The 19049-nt window shown below is 69.6% G+C and carries 17 protein-coding genes; 6 read left to right on the top strand and 11 right to left on the bottom strand.

The features are described from left to right. Positions 1-10 precede the first annotated feature (10 nt). The 3 genes from I596_RS09660 to I596_RS09650 all read left to right on the top strand — a co-directional run bounded on the left by I596_RS09660 (position 11) and on the right by I596_RS09650 (position 5234). Complete coding sequence (locus tag I596_RS09660) at positions 11-1387, top strand: DUF1329 domain-containing protein (RefSeq protein ID WP_067647029.1); 1377 nt, start codon at positions 11-13, stop codon at positions 1385-1387. Positions 1388-1605: 218 nt separating this feature from the next. Continuing rightward, positions 1606-2730 carry a WD40/YVTN/BNR-like repeat-containing protein gene (locus I596_RS18765; RefSeq protein WP_190278888.1) on the top strand — a complete coding sequence of 375 codons (1125 nt, stop codon included), beginning with the start codon at positions 1606-1608 and terminating at the stop codon, positions 2728-2730. Further along, on the top strand, positions 2727-5234 hold the full coding sequence (locus tag I596_RS09650) for an efflux RND transporter permease subunit (protein WP_067647027.1): 2508 nt from the start codon (positions 2727-2729) through the stop codon (positions 5232-5234). Before I596_RS18765 ends, I596_RS09650 begins: the two co-directional genes overlap by 4 nt. Before the next feature lie 388 nt (positions 5235-5622). Here the strand turns inward: I596_RS09650 and I596_RS09645 are convergent, their stop codons facing one another. The 6 genes from I596_RS09645 to I596_RS09620 all read right to left on the bottom strand — a co-directional run bounded on the left by I596_RS09645 (position 5623) and on the right by I596_RS09620 (position 9351). Continuing rightward, positions 5623-6087 (bottom strand): Mpo1 family 2-hydroxy fatty acid dioxygenase, encoded by a 465-nt coding sequence (locus I596_RS09645; protein ID WP_067647024.1) that lies wholly within the window; start codon positions 6085-6087, stop codon positions 5623-5625. 218 nt (positions 6088-6305) lie between these two features. Further along, complete coding sequence (locus I596_RS09640) at positions 6306-7250, bottom strand: 2OG-Fe(II) oxygenase (RefSeq protein WP_067647022.1); 945 nt, start codon at positions 7248-7250, stop codon at positions 6306-6308. Next, the gene (locus I596_RS09635) at positions 7247-7864 is read right to left on the bottom strand and encodes a HutD/Ves family protein (RefSeq protein WP_190278887.1); all 618 of its coding nucleotides are present in this window, start codon (positions 7862-7864) and stop codon (positions 7247-7249) included. The genes I596_RS09640 and I596_RS09635 overlap by 4 nt, the downstream gene beginning before the upstream one ends. Positions 7865-7896: 32 nt before the next feature. After that, complete coding sequence (locus I596_RS09630; RefSeq protein ID WP_067647017.1) at positions 7897-8421, bottom strand: GNAT family N-acetyltransferase; 525 nt, start codon at positions 8419-8421, stop codon at positions 7897-7899. 13 nt (positions 8422-8434) lie between these two features. Beyond that, positions 8435-8896, bottom strand: a complete 462-nt coding sequence (locus I596_RS09625) for an SET domain-containing protein (protein ID WP_067647014.1) — start codon at positions 8894-8896, stop codon at positions 8435-8437. A 146-nt stretch (positions 8897-9042) separates the two neighbouring features. Further along, complete coding sequence (locus tag I596_RS09620) at positions 9043-9351, bottom strand: ComEA family DNA-binding protein (RefSeq protein WP_067647012.1); 309 nt, start codon at positions 9349-9351, stop codon at positions 9043-9045. A gap of 247 nt (positions 9352-9598) precedes the next feature. Here I596_RS09620 and I596_RS09615 point away from each other — a divergent pair, with 247 nt between their 5' ends. After that, on the top strand, positions 9599-11077 hold the full coding sequence (locus tag I596_RS09615; protein WP_067647009.1) for a M20 family metallopeptidase: 1479 nt from the start codon (positions 9599-9601) through the stop codon (positions 11075-11077). A gap of 4 nt (positions 11078-11081) precedes the next feature. Continuing rightward, the gene (locus I596_RS09610) at positions 11082-12029 is read left to right on the top strand and encodes an MBL fold metallo-hydrolase (RefSeq protein ID WP_067647006.1); all 948 of its coding nucleotides are present in this window, start codon (positions 11082-11084) and stop codon (positions 12027-12029) included. A gap of 84 nt (positions 12030-12113) precedes the next feature. Here the strand turns inward: I596_RS09610 and I596_RS09605 are convergent, their stop codons facing one another. From I596_RS09605 to I596_RS09595, 3 genes are all read right to left on the bottom strand, one after another. After that, positions 12114-13172 carry a hypothetical protein gene (locus I596_RS09605; RefSeq protein ID WP_067647003.1) on the bottom strand — a complete coding sequence of 353 codons (1059 nt, stop codon included), beginning with the start codon at positions 13170-13172 and terminating at the stop codon, positions 12114-12116. 430 nt (positions 13173-13602) lie between these two features. Further along, a complete protein-coding gene (locus I596_RS09600; protein WP_067647000.1) occupies positions 13603-15717 on the bottom strand; it encodes a M13 family metallopeptidase in 2115 nt (704 codons plus the stop codon). A 325-nt stretch (positions 15718-16042) separates the two neighbouring features. Continuing rightward, the gene (locus I596_RS09595) at positions 16043-16831 is read right to left on the bottom strand and encodes a queuosine precursor transporter (RefSeq protein ID WP_067646995.1); all 789 of its coding nucleotides are present in this window, start codon (positions 16829-16831) and stop codon (positions 16043-16045) included. Positions 16832-16955: 124 nt separating this feature from the next. On the opposite strand from I596_RS09595, the gene I596_RS09590 reads away from it, so the two are divergent. Beyond that, positions 16956-17546, top strand: coding sequence for a P-loop nucleotide/nucleoside kinase family protein (locus I596_RS09590; protein ID WP_067646992.1), 591 nt, complete (start codon positions 16956-16958; stop codon positions 17544-17546). Between the two features lie 6 nt (positions 17547-17552). Here the strand turns inward: I596_RS09590 and I596_RS09585 are convergent, their stop codons facing one another. After that, positions 17553-18008, bottom strand: a complete 456-nt coding sequence (locus I596_RS09585; RefSeq protein WP_067646989.1) for a DUF4442 domain-containing protein — start codon at positions 18006-18008, stop codon at positions 17553-17555. Between the two features lie 127 nt (positions 18009-18135). Continuing rightward, on the bottom strand, positions 18136-19005 hold the full coding sequence (gene trxA / locus I596_RS09580; RefSeq protein WP_067646986.1) for a thioredoxin: 870 nt from the start codon (positions 19003-19005) through the stop codon (positions 18136-18138). Positions 19006-19049: the final 44 nt, after the last annotated feature.

Raw genomic sequence — 19049 nt, 5'->3', positions numbered from 1 at the left:
AGCCAAGACGATGACGATTCTCAAGCAAACACTCCTCGCGCTCGCGGTGTCGGCGGCCTGCGTCTCGACGGCGGCGGCCAAGGCGCCGGCCGGCGAGGTCGCCAAGCTCGGCATCAGCGGCACGCCGCTCACGCCGACCGGTGCGCTGCGCGCCGGCAGCGCGGACGGGACGATCCCGGCCTGGGACGGCGGCATCACCCAGGCGCCGGCCGGCTTCAAGCCCGGTACCCAGCAGGTCGACCCGTATCCGGACGACAAGCCGACGCTGGAGATCACCGCGCAGAACTACAAGACCTACGGCAACAAGCTGTCGGCCGGCCAGATCGCGATGTTCGAGAAGTACCCGAACTGGAAGATGGTGGTCTACCCGACCCGCCGCAGCGCCGCCTTCCCGCAGGCGATCTACGAGGCGACGATCAAGAACGCCGCCACCGGCGAGCTGGTCAGCGGCAGCGACGGTGTCGCCAATGTCTCGCAGGGCCTGCCGTTCCCGATCCTGAGCGCCGATCCGGCCGCCGCCGGTGCCGAGGCGATCTGGAACCACAAGCTCAAGTTCAAGGGCATCACGCTCGACCACTGGTACAACCAGGCGATGCCGACCGCCAGCGGCCAGTACACGCTGGTGCGGATCAAGGAGCAGACGCTGTCGCCGTACTTCCGCCCGGGCGCCACGGTCGAGAACATCAACAACATCCTGATCTACTTCTACCAGGAAGTGACCTCGCCGCCGCGCTACGCCGGCCAGATCCTGCTCGTGCACGAGACGCTCAACGCCAAGGCCTCGCCGCGCCAGGCCTGGGTCTACAATCCCGGCCAGCGCCGCGTGCGGCGTGCGCCGCAGGTCGCCTACGACAACCCGGGAACCGCGTCGGACAACCTGCGCACCTCGGACATGCTCGACATGTTCAACGGCGCGCTCGACCGCTACGACTGGAAGCTGGTCGAGAAGCGCGAGATGTACGTGCCGTACAACTCCTACAAGGCGCACACCGCGAAGATCGCCGAGCTGATCAAGCCCGGCTACATCAACCCGGAGCTGCTGCGCTACGAGCTGCACCGTGCCTACGTGGTGGAGGCGACGCTCAAGCCCGGCATGAGCCACATCAATCCCCGCCGCACGTTCTACCTCGACGAGGACAGCTGGCAGATCCTGCTGACCGACCACTACGACACCGACGGCAAGCTGTGGCGCTACTCCGAGGCACCCAGCATCACCTACTACGACCTGCCGACGTTCTGGTCGACGCTGGAGACCCACCACGACCTCAAGAACGGGCGCTACATCGTCGGCGGCCTCGACAACGAGGAGTCGGGCTACAACTTCTCGATCCAGCTCACGCCCGACGCGTTCTCGCCCAACTCGCTGCGCCAGCGCGGCATCCAGTAGACCGGCCGCGCATGCGGTCCGGAGCTTCGTCCCCAGGCCCGTTTAGGCGCCGGCCTGGGGATGCCCCGGGCGGCGTCCTGTGCCGTCTGCGCGGGACGTCGCGGCGCCGCGCGCGACGGGACCCGGCCGCATCCGATATCCTCCGGGACGCAACCGCGCCCATGCCGGCACGCCGCCGGTGCCTCCGAAACGAACGGCCTGCCGAGTCACGCGCTGCCATGAACCGACCCCAGCTTTCCCGCTGCCGCGGGATGTTCGCGGCGCTCTGCGCCACGGCGATCGCCGCACCCGCCGCCGCCGCGACCGTGGAGTGGCCCGACCCGGTTTCCTCGCCGGCCGAGGCAATGCCGCTGGCGACGCGCTCGCTGCTGCTCGACGCCGCACGTACCGCACAGGGCTACGTCGCCGTCGGTGATCGCGGCCACGTGTTGCTGTCCACCGACGGGCGCAGCTGGACGCAGTCGGCCGACGTGCCCGTGCGGGTCATGCTGACCGCCGTCGCCGCCCGCGGCGATGCGCTCTGGGCGGTCGGGCACGAAGGCGTGATCGTGCACAGCAGCGACGGCGGGAGGCACTGGGTCGTCCAGCACCGCGACACCTACGATGCGAAAGGGACGGCGGCCAGCGATGACCCGCGGCACGGCGCGCCCCTGCTCGACGTGCTGTTCACCGACGACCGGCACGGCATCGCGGTGGGTTCCTACAGCCGCCTGCTGGTGACGCGTGACGGCGGCGTCACCTGGAATGCCGAGACGCTGGCGGTGGCGCCGGCACCACCGGCCGGCGCCGCGGCGGCCCCTGGAGCGGGCGAGGCAGTGGGCGAGGCGACGGGCGAAGAGTCGATGGTCTTCAGCAAGGACGAGCTCGCGCTGGGCGAGGAGTCCGACCCGCACCTCAACGCGATCGCCCGCACCGGCAACGGCAGCCTGATGATCCTCGCCGAGCGCGGCAGCGCGTTCCGTTCGCGCGATGACGGCGCCACCTGGCAGCGGATACGCCTCCCGTACGACGGCTCGATGTTCGGCGCGATCGGCTACGAAGGCGATCGCGTGCTGGCCTACGGCCTGCGCGGCCACGTCTTCGAGACCACCGACCTCGGCGACCACTGGACCGAACGCGCCAGCGGCACCGAGCAGGGACTGATGGGCGGCAGCGCCCTGGACGGCGAAGGCGCGGTGCTGGTCGGCGCCAACGGCGTGGTGCTGGCGCGCCGCGGCGGAGAGGAGGCATTCAGGCCGATGGTCCAGCCGGCGGCCGGCGTGATCGCCGGTGCGCTCGCGCTCGACGGCAAGCGCCTGCTGCTGGTCGGCGAGAACGGCATCGGCGAGGTCGAGCTGCCATGAACCACAACCCCGCAAGCGCGACCGATCCGGGCGCGTTCCACCGCTTCGCCGAGCGGCTGGTCTTCGGCAACCGGCCGGCCGTGCTGATCCTCTTCGCGCTGGTCACGCTGGCGATGGCGTTCTTCGCCGCGCAGCTGCGCGTGGACGCCGGCTTCAAGAAGCAGGTGCCGCTGCAGCACGAGTACATGCAGACCTTCCTCGACTACGAGCGCGATTTCGGTGGCGCCAACCGCATCCTGATCGCCGTGGTCGACAAGGGCGGCGACATGTTCAACCTGCCGTTCATGCAGGCGATCGAGAACATCACGCTCGACGCCAAGAGCATCGACAACGTCGACGAGGCGCGCCTGCGCTCGATCTTCACGCCGAACGTGCGCTACATCGAGGTGGTCGAGGACGGGCTGGACGCCGGCAACGTGATCCCGAACGGCTTCGCACCGAACCTGGAAGGCTTCGCGCCGACGCCCGAGCAGTTCGCGGCGGTGCGCGACAACATCGTCAAGGCCGGCATCGTCGGGCGGCTGGTCGCCAAGGATTTCTCCGGTGCGATGGTCTGGGTCGACCTGGTGCCGGAAGACCCCGAGCACGGCATCCACGTCGACTACAACCGCATCGCCGGGCAGCTCGAGGCGTTGCGGCAGAAGTACGAGAACGAGCGGATCGGCGTCCACGTGATCGGCTTCGCCAAGATGGTCGGCGACATCACCGACGGCGCGCGCTCGGTGATCGGTTTCTTCTTCGTGACGATCGCCTTCACCTGGCTGTTGCTGTTCGCCTATTCCTCGTCGGTCAAGCTGGCCTCGCTGACGGTGTTCTGCGCGCTGATCTCGGTGCTGTGGATGCTCGGCGCGCTGCGGCTGCTCGGCTTCGGCATTGACCCGATGAACATGCTGACGCCGTTCCTGATCTTCGCGATCGCGGTCAGCCACGGCGAGCAGATGATCAACCGCTTCCGCGGCGAGCTGTTCTTCGGCGGCCTGGAGGACGGCAGCGTCGAGGAGCTGCGCCGGCGCGAAGGCGTCGATCCGGTCACCGCGGCGCGCCTCGCGTTCCGCATGCTGCTGGTGCCCGGCTCGGTCGCGCTGGTCGCCGGCTGCATCGGCTTCGCGACGATCCTCATCATCCCGGTGCGGATCATCTTCGAGCTGGCGATCACCGCGACGATCGGCGTCGGCCTCACGATCCTGACCGACCTGGTGCTGCTGCCGGTCCTGCTGTCCTACACCCGCCTGCGCAACCTGCCGCGCAAGCGCGAGTACCGGCTGCGGCAGCTGACGCAGTTCGACAAGCTCTGGGCGGTGCTGGCCCGCTTCGCGCGGCCGCTGCCGGCGGCCGTGATCATCGTGGTCGGCGCGGCGATCTGGCTGGTCGCCGCCCACTACGGCAGCCGCGTGATGATCGGCGACGCGCAGGAAGGCGTCGCCGAGCTGCGGCCCGAGGCGCGCTACAACCAGGACGCGCGGCTGATCAGCGACAAGTTCGCGCTCGGCGTCGACATCCTCAACGTCATCGCCGAGGCGGCACCTTCGGCCTGCATCGCCAGCTTTCCGGTGATGGAGACGCTCGACCGCTTCGCCTGGCACATGCGCAACGTCGAGGGCGTGGCCCAGGTCATGACGCTGCCGAGCGCGGCCAAGCTGGTGCACGCCGGCTGGAACGAAGGCAACGTCCGCTACCGCGCGCTGCCGCGTGATTCGGACACGCTGCGCCAGGACACGCAGGGCTTCGAGACCGATACGGGTCTCCTCAACGGCGACTGCAGCGCGATGCCGGTCATGATGTTCCTGACCGACCACCGGGCGACGACGATCGACCGTGTGGTCGCCGCGGTGAAGGCGTTCCGCGACAGCAACGGCCTGTTCGCCGGGCCCGACGTCAACCTGCGCGAGCAGCTCGCCGCGGAGGCCGCCGCCGCCCAGGCACGCGGCGAGACGTTCTCGAGCCACCGGCTCAACCTGCGCCTGGCGACCGGCAACGTCGGCGTGATGGCCGCGACCAACGACGAGGTCCGGGCCGTCAAGCGCACGATGCTGCTGCTGCTCTACGCGGCGGTGTTCGTGATGTGCCTGGTCAGCTTCCGCAACCCGCTGGCGGCGCTGTGCATCGTGCTGCCGCTGGTGCTGGTGACCGAGCTGGGCCATGCGCTGATGGTCGAGCTGGATATCGGGATGAAGGTCAATACGCTGACCGTGATCGCGCTCGGCGTCGGCATCGGCGTGGACTACGCGATCTACATCTTCGCGCGGATGCGCGAGGCGATGCTGGCCGGCAAGTCGCTGACCGAATCGTACTTCTCTGCGCTCAAGACCACCGGCATCGCGATCTTCTACACCGCGCTGACGCTGGCGGTCGGCGTGTTCACCTGGGTCTTCTCGGACCTGAAGTTCCAGGCCGACATGGGCGTGATGCTGACCTTCATGTTCGTCGTCAACATGGTCGCCGCGATCGTATTCCTGCCGGCCCTGTGCCGCTGGCTGCTGCGGCCGCGTGAACTCGCCGCTTGAGCCGCCAGGTTCGGAGGCATCGCCTCTTTTTCTGTTGCCGTTGCTGTTGCTCTCAGCTTTTGACGTTGTGCGCCTGAAGCGAGCCGCGCATCGCAGGTCGGTCAGGCCGAAGAGCTGCCCCGTGTCTGAGCGAAGCGAGTTGGGGCAGCGTGCCTGATCGACCGAGAAGCGCGGGGAACCGGCGCGGCGCAGCCGCGTCGGCTCGCGTCAGCGCAGGCGGTTTTGGTGACTTTTTCCAAGAAAAAAGTCACCCGCTCGCGCAGCGAGCGGAAGCTCTTTATATTGATCTTCCGCAGTTGAAGAGACGTCGAATAGTATCGGCGATCACTGCCGCTCACGACGTGGTGCTGAGCCTGCCGACAGGACGCAATGAACGGACCGCGGCCAGTCAATAGCCGATATGCAACCGCCGCATGACCTTGCCGGCCAGCCAGGCCGGGCCGATCAGCAGGTAGGCCAGGTCGGTGAAGAACGAGGGCCGGGCGCCTTCGATCAGGTGGCCGATGAACTGGCCGATCCAGGCCACCACGAAGACGCCGCCGGCCAGCCAAAGCAGGTCGGTGGGTCCCCATGTGCGGTAGAGCGCCTCGTTCACGAGGCCGATGACGACGAACACCACCAGCATCGCCAGCGCGACCGGCCGCGACATCCGCCAGTAGAACGCGAACGCCAGCACCATCGCCATTCCCGCCCAGAAACCCGGCCGGCCGATCGCGGCCGGAACCGGTATGACCCAGAGCGCCGCAATGACCGCCCAGAGGATCGCCGGTACGCAGATCCAATGGATGAAACGGTTGGTCGGGTTCTGGTGGTCGCGGCTGTAGTTGCCGAACCATTCGTTGACCGTGCGCACGACTGTCTCCGCAAGCGGCAAGGGACGCGACTGTACGTCGGCGTACGCCGGCGATAAAGACGCGCCGCACAAGCTTCCGGTCGGAACCGCGAGTACGGGGCAGCCGCACGAGGACGCGAACCGTTCGGCCAGGTGCGTGATCGCACCGGATGCGGGAGCCGCAGGCCGACCACCGGGCCGGCGTGCGTCGGCGCCGCCCGGTTGCCGCCCGCCGCGCGTCAGGACTTCAGCCGGGCCAGCACGCGTCGTGCGAGATAGGCCCAGCGCCCCATCCGGCCGTTCTGGATGGCGGTCTTGGCCTGCTCCAGCTGTTCGGTGAGGGTGGCGATGTCGCGGTAGAGGCGCTGGTTGTGCTGGTCGCGCCGCCCGAGCAGGGCACGCAGGGTCTGCACGTCGTCTTCGTCGAGTGTCCGGCCGGCGCGGATGTGGTCGGGCAGCGGCCGGTCGACGTAGATCGTCGAATGCGTCGCGGCCTGTTCCTCGGCCGGGCGATCGCGGGTGTAGAAGTACAGCGCCACCGAACGACGGCTGACGTCGGCGTGTTCGGCCGGTATTCGGATGCGCGGGAAACCGTGCCAGCTCCATTCGGTGGTCTCGAAGATCACGCAGCGATTGAACAACGGCGTGATCGTCGTGACGCGGTCCCGGTCCGAACGCGGGTCCGAATGCAGTTCCAGCGAGCCGCCCCAGGCGTCGTGCCAGGCCGGGTTGAGATAGACGATCAGGTTGAGCCGCCGATGCCAGGATTCGACCGGATGGCGGTTGAAGTCGATGTGGGCGTCCAGGTCCTGGCCGCTGCGGTTCTCGTGGGTGCCGCCGCCGAAGTACCAGGGATCGTAGAGCAGGTCGTCGATGCCGGTGATGCGGCCGATCAGGTCGAGGAACGGCTGCGTCTGGATCAGGTCGTCGAGTGCGGCATAGGCGGGGCCGAGTCCGCGGATCCGCTCGACCGTGGACTTGGCGCCGAGTTCGCCGGCTTCGTTGCGCGCGTTGCCGCGCTCGAACGCGGGGAACTGCTCGAGCAGCCGTCGCGCGTAGGCTTCGGCGAGGAAATCGTCGATGACGACGTGGCGGAACGGCTCCCGGTGTGCGAAGGCGGCAGCCAGCCGGTCGGCGTCGGCCGGCACGTGCGGGGCGACCAGGTCGCTGGCTGCAAGGTTCATCGCGCACGGATCTCCGGTGTCGGATGTGAGGCGTGGCCGGTCTGCGGCATCAGGTGCACCAGGATCACCTCGCCGCTGCCGGTCAGTACCACGCGGTTGTCGGCGTCGTCCTCGAAGCCGAACCGCAGCGTGTCGCCGGTCGCCGCGTCCAGGCGCTCGCCGCCGCGCTGGGCGAGGACCGTGCCGGCATGGACGTGGACCAGCCATTCGTCCCCGGGGTGGCCGTGCAGCAGCATCGAGTCGACCAGCGGGCGCGCGACGACGGCGGCCTCGACGGCGCCGCGCCGGGTCATCACGTTGAAGTCGCGGGTCGGGCCGGCCAGCAGCCGGCAGTCGATGCGCGCCTCGCCCGGGAAGGCGACCTGCGCGAAGCGCCGGTCCAGGCGCTGCAGCAGCGCGGCGTCGGTGTCCAGCTCGATGCCGTTGCCTTCGAGCAGGACCAGGATGCGGTCGACGCCGGGAAAGTGCGAGAACGGGCCGTCGCGCTCGATGTCGGCGATGCTGACGCGCCAGAGGAAGCCGCCGGGCGCATCGCGCAGCGCGATCTCGGTGGTCCAGCCGCCATCGTTCTTCCAGCGCACGCGGTGATAGTCCGCTGCACGCAGACGTACCATTGCGGGCGCGGGACCGGGCGGCATCGGCGCGCTCAGCCGTCGGTTTCCGACGGATAGTAGGTATAGACGAGGGTCGCCTTGCCGAGGAAATCGACCGTCGTGTTCTGCCGGCCGCCCAGGCGCCGCGCGACACGCTCGGAGGCACTGTTCTCGACGCGGATCAGGCTGATGACGCGCGCAAAGCCCAGCGTATCGAACGCGTGGCGCAGCACGCCGGCCGCCGCCTCGGTGGCATAGCCGTGGTGGCGGTGGGCGGGCGCGAGCATCCAGCCCAGTTCCACGTCCGGCCAGCCGTCGGGATTGTGCAGCCCGACGCGGCCGACGAACTGGCCGGTCTCGCGCAGCTCCACCGCCCACATGCCGTAGCCGCGCAGCACCCAGTGGCCGAGCAGCATCGCCATCGAGCGCCAGGCATTCATGCGGTCGAGCGGAAGCCCGTCGCCGATGAAGCGCGTGCTCGACTCGTCGGCGAGCATCGCGGCATAGGTTTCGAAATGGTGTTCACCGAGCTGGGTCAGGCGCAGGCGTTCGGTTTCGAGGACGGGTATCGCGATCATGAGTGGCAGCCGATCAGGCGAGCAACGCGGCGAGTTCGCGTGTCGAGTGGGCCAGGCTTTCCTGCCAGGTGTAGCCGATGATCGACTGACCGGTCCGCGTGTCGCGGAAGTCCTCTTCCTGCCCCGGGGCGAGCAGGTGCCGGTAGTCGACGGTGATTTCAGTGCCGGCGGCCAGGTCGGCCGCGGCGAAGACGAAGCCCAGATGCCACAGGCCGGTCGGTTCGAAGGCGTGGTTGACGTAGCACTCGTCCGGCCAGTCGAGCGAGACCGTGTAGCGGTCCTCGAACCAGCGCACGGTCGCCGGCAGCAGGCGGGCCGCATCGGGCCGGCCGGCGATCTCGTCGAAGCGATAGACGCGGTCGATCGCGTCAGGCGCGACGAGCAGGCGCCCGCGTGCCACCGGTTCATCGATGAACAAGCCCTGGCCCGCGCCCGCGATAGACGACGGGCCGATGTGATAGCTGGGGAGAATCATGCGTGCACCACCGCCGCTCGGCGGGCGCGGAGTTTAGCACGCTCGATCCCGGAGGCGGCCGGTGGCCGGGACGTTCCGCGGGGCGGTCTCCCGGGGCCCGCTCCACGCGCTGCGCGGGCGCGTGGAGCGGGCCGGGCGATGCCGGTTCAGTCGTTCCGGGCGACGGTGCGACCGGCCTTCGGCTTGCCGCCGCCGACCTGGATCGCATCGCGGTTCTTCTCGACGGTGGCCGCGCCGACGCCCTTGACCTTGGCCAGGTCCTCGGCGCTGGTGAACGGGCCGTTGGCCTCGCGGTAGGCGACGATCGCCTCGGCCTTCGCCAGGCCGATGCCGTGCAGCTCCTCGGCCAGCGTCTGGGCATCGGCGCTGTTGATGTCCACCGCGCCGACGGTGCCGGGCAGGGCCAGGGCGAAACCGAGAGCCAGTGCCGCGAGGGAATGACGAATCATGTTCATGGGATGCTCCTTTTCCGTTGGGTGCCGCCGGATGGCGGCGTCGGGGTTGCCGCGTCGGCGATGGGCCGGTGGCGCGGTAACGGAAAGCCTATCGATCCGCCGATCCGTGCACGTCGGCCCGATGGCCCTGCAGGGCGTGCGTCGTTGCCGGTGCGCGTGGTGCGACATTTCCTGGCCCCGGTAGGAGATTTCCTACCCGGTGCGGATGGCGCGATAGAATGACCGTTTCATCCGTTTCGGAGCTCCCATGGATACGCGCGAAATCAGCCGCTACGTCGGGACCCTGTGGGACGAGCAGATCGTTCCGCAGTTGGTCGAGTACATCAAGATCCCGAACAAGTCGCCGATGTTCGACGCGCAATGGGCCGAGCACGGTCACATGGACCGGGCGGTGGCGCTGATGGAGGCGTGGGCGCGCGCGCAGCCGATTCCCGGCATGCAGCTGGACGTGGTGCGGCTGCCGGGCCGCACGCCGCTGATCTTCATCGAGATCCCCGGCCAGGGCGAGGACTGCGTGCTGCTCTACGGCCACCTGGACAAGCAGCCGGAGATGACCGGCTGGGCCGAGCACCTGGGCCCCTGGACCCCGGTCATCGAGGGCGACAAGCTCTACGGGCGCGGCGGCGCCGACGACGGCTATGCGATCTTCGGCTCGCTCGCGGCGATCCTGGCGCTGCAGGCACAGCAGCTGCCGCACAGCCGCTGCGTGGTCATGATCGAAGCCTGCGAGGAGTCCGGCAGCTACGACCTGCCGTACTACGTGGACCACCTGGCCGAGCGCATCGGCAAGCCGTCGCTGATCGTCTGCCTGGATTCGGGCTGCGGCAACTACGAGCAGATGTGGCTGACCACGTCGCTGCGCGGCATGACCGGCGGCAACCTGACGGTGAAGGTGCTGGAGGAAGGCGTGCATTCGGGCGATGCCTCCGGCGTGGTCGCCTCCAGCTTCCGCATCCTGCGCCAGGTGCTCTCGCGCCTGGAGGACGAGACGACCGGCGCGATCCGTCCGAAGGACCTCTACGTGGAGATCCCGGCACAGCGCCTCGCGCAGGCGGCCGACGCCGCCCAGGTGCTCGGCACGGACGTGTACTCGAAGTTCCCGTTCGTCGAGGGCATGGTGCCGATGAACGCGGACATCGGCGAGCTGGTGCTCAACCGGACCTGGCGGCCGGCGTTGTCGGTGACCGGCGTCGGCGGCATCCCGCCGCTGGACTCGGCCGGCAACGTGCTGCGGCCGTTCACGTCGGTCAAGCTGTCGCTGCGCCTGCCGCCGACGCTCGACGCGGTGAAGGCCGGCGAGTTCCTCAAGAACCTGCTGGAGAACGATCCGCCGTACGGTGCCAAGGTCACGTTCGACCTGGAAAAGGCCGGCAGCGGCTGGAACGCGCCGGCCCTCGCGCCGTGGCTGGAGCAGTCGGTCGACGCGGCCTCGCGCACCTACTTCGGCCCACCGCCGGCCTACATGGGCGAGGGCGGCTCGATTCCGTTCATGGGCATGCTCGGCGAGAAGTTCCCTGGCGCGCAGTTCCTGATCACCGGCGTGCTCGGCCCGCACTCCAACGCGCACGGGCCGAACGAGTTCCTGCACATCCCGACCGGCAAGCGCGTCAGCGCGGCGGTGGCGCAGGTGATCGCCGATCACTACCGCGCCAGCGAGCAGGGGCTGACCCGCGGCGTCGCCGCGAGCGGCGCGCACACGGTCAAGGGCGGCGACGGCTGCTGCTGAAGCCGTGACGGACTTCGACCACGGCATCAGCGCGATCGATACCGGCTTCTGCCGGCCGCGTTTCGACGCCAGCCACCTGATCGTCGAGGCCGGGCGCGCGGCCTTCGTCGACACCGGCACCAACGCTTCGGTGCCGGCGCTGCTCGACGCGCTCGCGGCGAAAGGCCTGACGCCGGCCGACGTGGACTGGGTGATCCTGACCCACGTGCATCTGGACCATGCCGGCGGTGCCGGCGCCTTGCTCGAGCGGCTGCCGGGTGCGCGCCTGGCCGTGCACCCGCGCGGCGCGCGGCACATGATCGATCCGGCCAAGCTCGTCGCCGGCGCAGCGGCGGTCTACGGCGAGGACGAGGTGCGGCGCACCTACGGCGACCTCGTCCCGGTGCCGCCCGAACGCGTCGTCGAGGCCGGCGACGGCCACCAGGTCGATCTGGCCGGCCGGCCGCTGCTGTGCCTGGACACGCCCGGGCACGCCTACCACCACCTGTGCGTGTGGGACGCGCGCAGCCGGGCGTTCTTCACCGGCGATACCTTCGGGCTCTCGTACCGCGAGTTCGACAGCCCGCGCGGTGCCTTGATCGTGCCGACGACCACGCCGGTGCAGTTCGACCCGGAAGCGCTCAAGGCCTCGATCCGGCGCCTGCTGGCCTATCGGCCCGCGGCGATGTACCTGACGCACTACAGCCGCGTCGAGGACATCGAGCGGCTCGGGCGCGACCTGATCGAGCAGATCGACGCCATGGTCGCGATCGCCGGCAGGCATGCCAATGCGGCCGATCGTCATGCGCGCATCGTCGAGGACCTGGCGGCGTTGTACCTGTCGCGAGCAGTCGCCCACGGCAGTCCGCTGGCGGAAGGCCCGATGCGCGCGCTGCTGGCGATGGACCTGGAGCTCAATGCCCAGGGCCTGGAAGTCTGGCTGGATCGGCAGAAGGCCGCCGCCGGCGCCTGAGCGTGCCGGCTTGCCGGGGTACCACGTGCCCGCCGGGGTACCACGTGCCCACCGGGGCGCGCACGGGCGCCCCGGTGCGGGAGCTCACTGCTCGAAATCGTCCGCGAAGATCAGGTCGCCGGAAGCGACGCGCGCGACGAAGACGCCGCTGCCCCATTCGACCTGGTTGTTGCCGTCCGGATGCAGGCCGGCGACGAAGACGATGTCGCCGCGGGCGTTGATGCCGGGCGCGCCGCTGAAGACCGGGCTGGTGTCGTGCTGGCCGAGCTGGCCGGTGCCGAGGTCGGTCTGGACGCGATCGCCCTTGCCGGCGACGCGCAGCAGCGTCTCGCCGTCGCCGACGTAGATCGCCTGACCCTGCGCGTCGCGCGCGCGGAACGCGACCAGGCCCTGGTCGTTGATGACCGGCGAGAACGCATCGAGCTCGAGGATCGGGCCGGACGGATCGACGCGCGCGATCTGGGTCGCCTGCACGCCGGTGCCGGTCGGCGTCAAGCGGTAGACCGCGCGCTGGTTGCCGGCGGCCAGGCGCACGACGACGGCGACTTCGCCGATCACGTTCAGCGACACGGAGTTGTCGAACGCGACGAACGGCGAGGACGGGTCGGTGTCGACGTCGACCGCCAGCATCTCGTAGGCGCCGGTGGTGTCGAACACGCGGATCTCGTCCTTGGTGAAGTTGCCGGGCGGGCCGACGCTGACCTTGGCGGCGATCCGGCGCGAGGCGTTCATCGACGGCGTGTAGATGTACGAGTACGGGCTGCCCGGGTCGATGCCGTTGTCGACGATGTGCAGCACCGAGCTGCCGGCGCCGGTCGACGCAAGGCCCGAGCCGCCGGGCAGGCCGGCGCGGTAGCCGACCACGCCGTCGTCGTCGATGGTCTGGCCGTTGAACGAGCTCGGCGTCAGCGGCAGCGTGTTGACCGGAGCGGAGACGCCGGCGACCGGATCGTAGATCCACAGCCGGTACGCGTCGCCGTGCGTGTAGTAGACGATCTTGCCGTCGCCGTTGATGCCCGCGCGGTCCGAGATGAACTCGGCCGGTGCCTGGTGCGTCTGCACGATGCCGCCGACGCCGTCGGAACCGGACCAGATGCCGACGCCGGTGTTGGACAGGTTGCCGTCGATCGGTACGACCTGCACCGGGAACGCGACGACGCCGGCGTTGTTGATCGATGCGGTGATGCTGTTGAACGACGAGCCGGGTGGCAGGTTCCAGCTGTTGTCGTTGACGATCAGGTTGGTGCGTGCCTGCAGCTGGGCGTCGGTGTAGACGGGCAGGGCGGCGAGGAGGGGGCGGAAAAGGAAACGAGGGCTGCGGCGAAGCAGCCGGCGAGCGTGGTCTTGCGCATGATTCGTCTCGGTCTCGGAGGATGTCCGCGCCGCGCTCCCGCACGGCGGCGGATCCCCACCCTACGACTTCATGCGGTACGAGGCAACGCCGGTTCGTGCGCGCACCGCGCTGCAGCGCCGCAACCACCCGCGTGTGCCCCGGCTCCGGCCTTGCGCGCCGGCACGCCTGAGACGCCGCGGCCACGCCGGCATCGCGCCGGTCGTGGCCGCGGCCGGTGGCTCACCAGATCTTCACCTGCGCATCGCCGCTGCGCACCATTGCATCGCCCTGCTTGCAGTCGAACGCCTTGGCGAAGGCGTCGAGATTCGACGGTGCGCCGATCGCGCGATAGCTGGCCGGCGAGTGCGAGTCGGTGTTCAGCAGCACTTCCAGGCGCTGCGGCAGGATGCTGCCGCGCCATACGCGTGCCCAGCTGAGGAAGAAACGCTGCTCGGGCGTGTAGCCGTCGATGGCGGCGGTGCGGTCCGGATGCTGCCGGAGGGCGTTCTGGAGCGCGTCGTAGGCGATGCTGAGGCCGCCCAGGTCGGCGATGTTCTCGCCCAGCGTCAGCTGGCCGTTGATGTGCTTGCCGGGCAGCGGCTGGTACGCGTCGAACTGCTTGACCAGCACGTCGGTGCGCGCGTCGAAGGCCTTGCGGTCGGCGTCGGTCCACCAGTTGGCGTTGTTGCCCTGCGCGTCGAACTGGCTGCCCTGGTCGTCGAAGCCGTGCGTGGCCTCGTGGCCGATCACGGCGCCGATGCCGCCGTAGTTGATGGCGTCGTCGGCCTTGGCGTCGAAGAACGGCGGCTGCAGGATCGCGGCCGGGAAGTTGATCGTGTTGTCGGTCGGGTTGTAGTAGGCATTGACGGTCTGCGGCGTCATGCCCCATTCCAGGCGGTCGGTCGGCGTGCCGATGCGCGAGACGTCGTACTGGTGGTTGAAGCGGGTCGCCGCCAGGACGTTGGCGAAGTAGTCGCCGGGCACGATCTCCAGGCCCGACCAGTCGCGCCACTTCTCCGGATAGCCGATCTTGGGCAGGAAGGTGCTCCACTTCTCCAGCGCCTTTTGCTTGGTCTCGTCGCTCATCCAGTCGAGCTTCTCGATGCGGGCCTTCAGCGCGGCCTGCATGTTGTCGATCAGCTCCTGCGCGCGCGCCTTGGACTCGGGCGGGAACGCACGGGCGACGTAGAGCTGGCCGAGCGCCATGCCCATGTCGTCGTTGATCGTGGCCAGCACGCGCTTCCAGCGTGGCTCGATCTCCTTCTGCCCGTTGAGCGTCTTGCCGTTGAAGGCGTAGCTCTCCTGCTGGAACGCCTGCGACAGGTACGGCGCGGCCGCGTCGATCGCGTGGAAGCGCAGGTAGGCCTGCCACTGCTCGATCGGGGTCTTGGCCAGCGCCTGGTCGAAGGCGGCGAAGAACTTCGGCTGCGACAGCGAGAACCCGTCGGTGACGTTGGCCTGCTGTGCCTTAAAGAAGACGTTCCAGTCGAAGTGCGGCGTGATCTTGTTGGCCTCGGCCACGCTGACGAAGTGGTACTGGTGCTCCGGCTTGCGCAGCTCGACCGGCGCGAAGGAGGCCTTGGCCAGCGTCGACTCGAAATCGAGCACCCACTGCGCCTGCTTGGCGGCATCAGCGGCCGGCGTGCCGGTCAGCTCGAGCAGCTTGGCCACGTAGGCGCGGTAGGCGTCGCGCAGTTGGGCATAGTCGTCCTTCTCGTAGTACTCGCGCGTGGGCAGGCCCAGGCCGCCCTGGAAGGCGTAGGCGATGCGGCGCGAGGAGTTCTTGAAATCGGTCTCGGCGCCGAACGAGAACACGCCGGCTACGCCGCGGCTGAAGGCGTCGACGAGGTAGGCGGTGAGGTCCGCGCGCGTGGCCAGCGCGTCGATGCGCGCCAGTTCCGGCTTGATCGGGTCGTAACCGGCCTTCTCGATCGCGGCGTCGTCCATGCCCGACCGCCAGAACCAGCCGATCTTCTGGTCGACCGATCCTGCGGCTGCCGCATCGGCGCCGCGGTCGGCTTCCTCGACCAGGCCGCGCTGCGTGTTGAGGCTCTCCTCGCGCAGCTTGTCGAACGCACCCCAGCGCGTACGGTCGCCCGGTACCGGATTGGCGGCGACCCACTTGGCGTTGACGTGGCCGTTGAAGTCGGTGCAGGCGCCGATCGCCGGGTCGATCTCGCCGATGTCGAACGCGACGTGCGTGTCCGCCGCCGGCGTCGACGGTGCGGGAGCGGGCGAGGGGGCAGGTGCGGCCGGTTGGGCCGGTGCCGCGGTGTCGGGCTGCTGCGTGCAGCTGGAAAGGATCAACGCCAGGCCGATGGCCAGCGGCAGGGTCTTGCGCGGTCTCGCGTGCATGAGCGGTCTTCCGAGGTGAGGGCGCGCACGTTAGTGGGCGCGGTCGAGAGGAATCAGTGTCAAAGGTCACTTGACGGGACGCGCCTGCCGGCCCGCAGCGGCTCGGAAAAGGGCCGCGCGACCGCGTCCAGGGGAACAGGCAGGGAACGCGTGGTCCAGAAAACGCAGTCCGGCGCCCGAAGCGGTCACGCCGCCCGGGGCGCCGCGGGGCCGGATGCCGCCCGGAGCGGCCCGCGGCGGGACGGCAGGGCCGGGATCCGTGGGAGGCAGGTGCGAGGTGCGCCATCCCTGCCAGGCCGGATCGGCCCCCGGTGGACGAAAGGGCCTACTCCTCGGCGGCCTGCCGCTTCAGCCGCTCGGACAGGTCGCGGCCCAGCCAGCCATCCAGGCCGCGGCGTGCCGCGTAGATCAGCGGCGTCAGCGCGATCGCGGCCACGAACTTGTAGACGTAGTTGACCGTGCCGACCGCCAGGAACAGGCCGATCGGCCACTGCTGCGGTCCCAGGACGAAGGCGATGTAGAGCACCACGAAGCTGTCGATGAATTGCGAGACCAGGGTCGATCCGGTGGCGCGCAGCCAGATGTGGCGATCGCCGGTGCGCTTGCGGATCGCATGGAAGATCGACACGTCGATCAGCTGGCCGACGAGGAACGCCGTCACCGAGCCGCCGATCGTCCACAGGCCCTGCCCGAAGATCGCCGCGAAGGCGGCCTGGAGATCGTCCACGCCCTGGTTGCGGCCGGCGCCGACCCACCATCCGGCCGGCGCCAGGTGGATCGCCGCGTAGGCGAAGGCGAATGCATAGACGATCAGCACCACCGCCAGCCACGAGATCAGGCGCACGCCGCGCCGCCCGAAGTACTCGTTGATGATGTCCGTCATCACGAAGACGATCGGCCACAGCAGCACGCCGGCCGTGAAGTTCAGCGAGCCGCTCTGGCCGAACAGGTTCCAGTCCAGCGGCGCCAGGCCGAGCGTGTCCTCCAGCGCGAAGATCTTGACGCCGACGAACTCGGCGATCAGCGCATTGGCCACGAAGAAGCCGGACAGCACCAGGAACAGCAGGCCGGCGCGCCGGTCGTCGGGGCTGGCCGATCGGGCGGATGGGAACATCGGGGCTCCTGGCGGCAGCGGGTGGCGGAGAGCGATCGATCTGCCGCGGCTCGGCGGCGACGGCGCAGTATAGGGGCGGCCGCGGCCTGCTGACGCCGGCCGCGGGAACCGCTAGGCTCGCGCCGTGACCGTGCCGACCGCCAGCCCTGCCGATCCGCCGGCGGACCCCTCCGTGCCGGGGCGGATCGTGGTCGCCCTGATCGGCCTCCCCGGCGCCGGCAAGAGCACGATCGCACGGGCCCTGGAAGACCACCTGCGCCTGCGCAGGATCTGCCGCGACGCCATCCGCGCGGCGATGTTCCCCCGCTGCAGCTACAGCTTCCTGGAGAAGCGGGCCGCCTTCCGCGGTGTCGTGCAGGCGCTGGAGATCAACTGCATGCTCGGCATCTCCAGCGTGCTCGACGGCATGACGTTCTCCGCCCGCGACGACTACGACAGGATCGCCGAAACGGTCGCCGCGTTCGACTTCACGCTGATGCCGCTGTGGGTGGACTGCCCGCCGGAGCGCGCGCGTGCGCGCGTGCAGGACGATCTGGACGCCAACCGCCACCTTGCGCTCGACCGCACGCCGGAACGGGTCGACGAAGTGCGGCGCCGGGCCGTGCCGCCGCCGGACGGCGCGGTGCGGATCGACGCCGAGCTGCCGGCTTCGGCGATGTGCCGCGAAGCGGTCCGGCTGGTCGCGGCGCGGCTGCAGGCCGGTCCCGCCGGCTAGGCCGGATCAGGCCGGCGGTAGCCGCTTGCGCTTGACGTAGACCTGCTTGCGCACGCGGGCGATCACCTCGCCGCCGGCCGTCTTCACCTCGACCGGCAGCCAGTGCAGGTACTTCTCGCCACCGGCGGTGGCCGTGCGGATCGCCTCGAGCAGGGCGTCGTCGATGCGGAAGTCCGCGTACACGGCCTCGCGGCCGGGCGCGACGAACTCGATCTCGGCGGCCTTGTCCCAGACGTAGTAGTCGCGGCCGAGGCAGTGCATCAGCAGCAGCATCCAGAACGGGTCGGTCATCGCGAACAGGCTGCCGCCGAAGTGCACGCCGACATAGTTGCCGTTGTACCAGTGCCGCTTCAGCGCCACGCGCGCGCTGCGCCAGTCCGCGCCCAGCTCGAGCACCCGGATGCCGGCGAACAGGAACGGCGGCCAAAGGTTCATGATCCGGCGCAGGCGGGCAGGCTTCATCGATGTCGCGGCAGCAGGTCGGCGGGCCTCGGGACTATCGCCGGAAAGCGACGGCGGGAAAAGCGCATCCGCTGCGCGCATCGGCGGGCGGCCGCAGCGCGGCCATCCGCCGTCCGTATCCGCGGGTTCAGAACAGCAGCGAGGACATCCGGCGCCGGTAGGTGCCGACCAGTTCCTCGTCGTCGAGGATCGAGAACGCCGCGATCAGGCGCTTCCTGGCACCGCCCTCGTTCCAGTCGCGGTCGGCCTTCAGGATCGCCAGGAACTGCTCCAGGCCCTCAGCGGCCTGGCCCTCGGCGAGCAGGCGGATGCCGAGCTGTTCGCGGGCGGCATGGTCGCCGGCATCGCGCGCCAGCTGCGCCTGCAGCTCAGCGGTCGGCGGCGCGTCGGCCAGCAGGCGCGCGAACTCGAGCTGGCCGCGCAGGCGGCGCGCGCGCTCGTCGGTGGCGAGGTTGGCCGGCAGGGCATCGAGCTGGCTCTCGGCCGCGGCGGCATCGCCCTGGCGCATCAGCGCGACCGCCAGATCGAGCTTGAGCTCGTCCTTGTCCGGGTCGGCGGCGATCTCCGCGCGCAGCCGCGCCACGGCGGCATCGGCCGATTCCGGCGGCAGCGCATCGGCGCTGGCATCGTCTTCGTTGGCCGGTTCGGCCGGCTGGACGTGCCGCGACAGGAACTCGCGCAAGGCGCTTTCGGGCAGGGCGCCGGTGAAACCGTCGACGATCTGGCCCTGCGCGACCAGCACCACGGTCGGGATGCTGCGCACGCCGAACATGCCGGCCAGCTGCTGCTCCTTGTCGACGTCGACCTTGGCCAGCCGGACCGCGCCGTGGTAGCTGTCGACGACCTTTTCCAGCAGCGGCCCGAGCGACTTGCACGGACCGCACCACTCGGCCCAGAAATCGACCAGGACCGGCTGGTCGAGCGAGGCCTGCAGGACGTCGTTCTCGAAGGTTTCGGTGGTCGCGTCGAAGACGTGCGGGGAAGGGGGTTGGGGCAATGCGGACACGGCGTATTCCTGATTCGGCGCAGCCCGGTGACGAC

This window comes from Dokdonella koreensis DS-123, from assembly GCF_001632775.1.
GTDB lineage: Bacteria > Pseudomonadota > Gammaproteobacteria > Xanthomonadales > Rhodanobacteraceae > Dokdonella > Dokdonella koreensis.
This window is presented reverse-complemented; position numbering and strand designations above follow the sequence as displayed.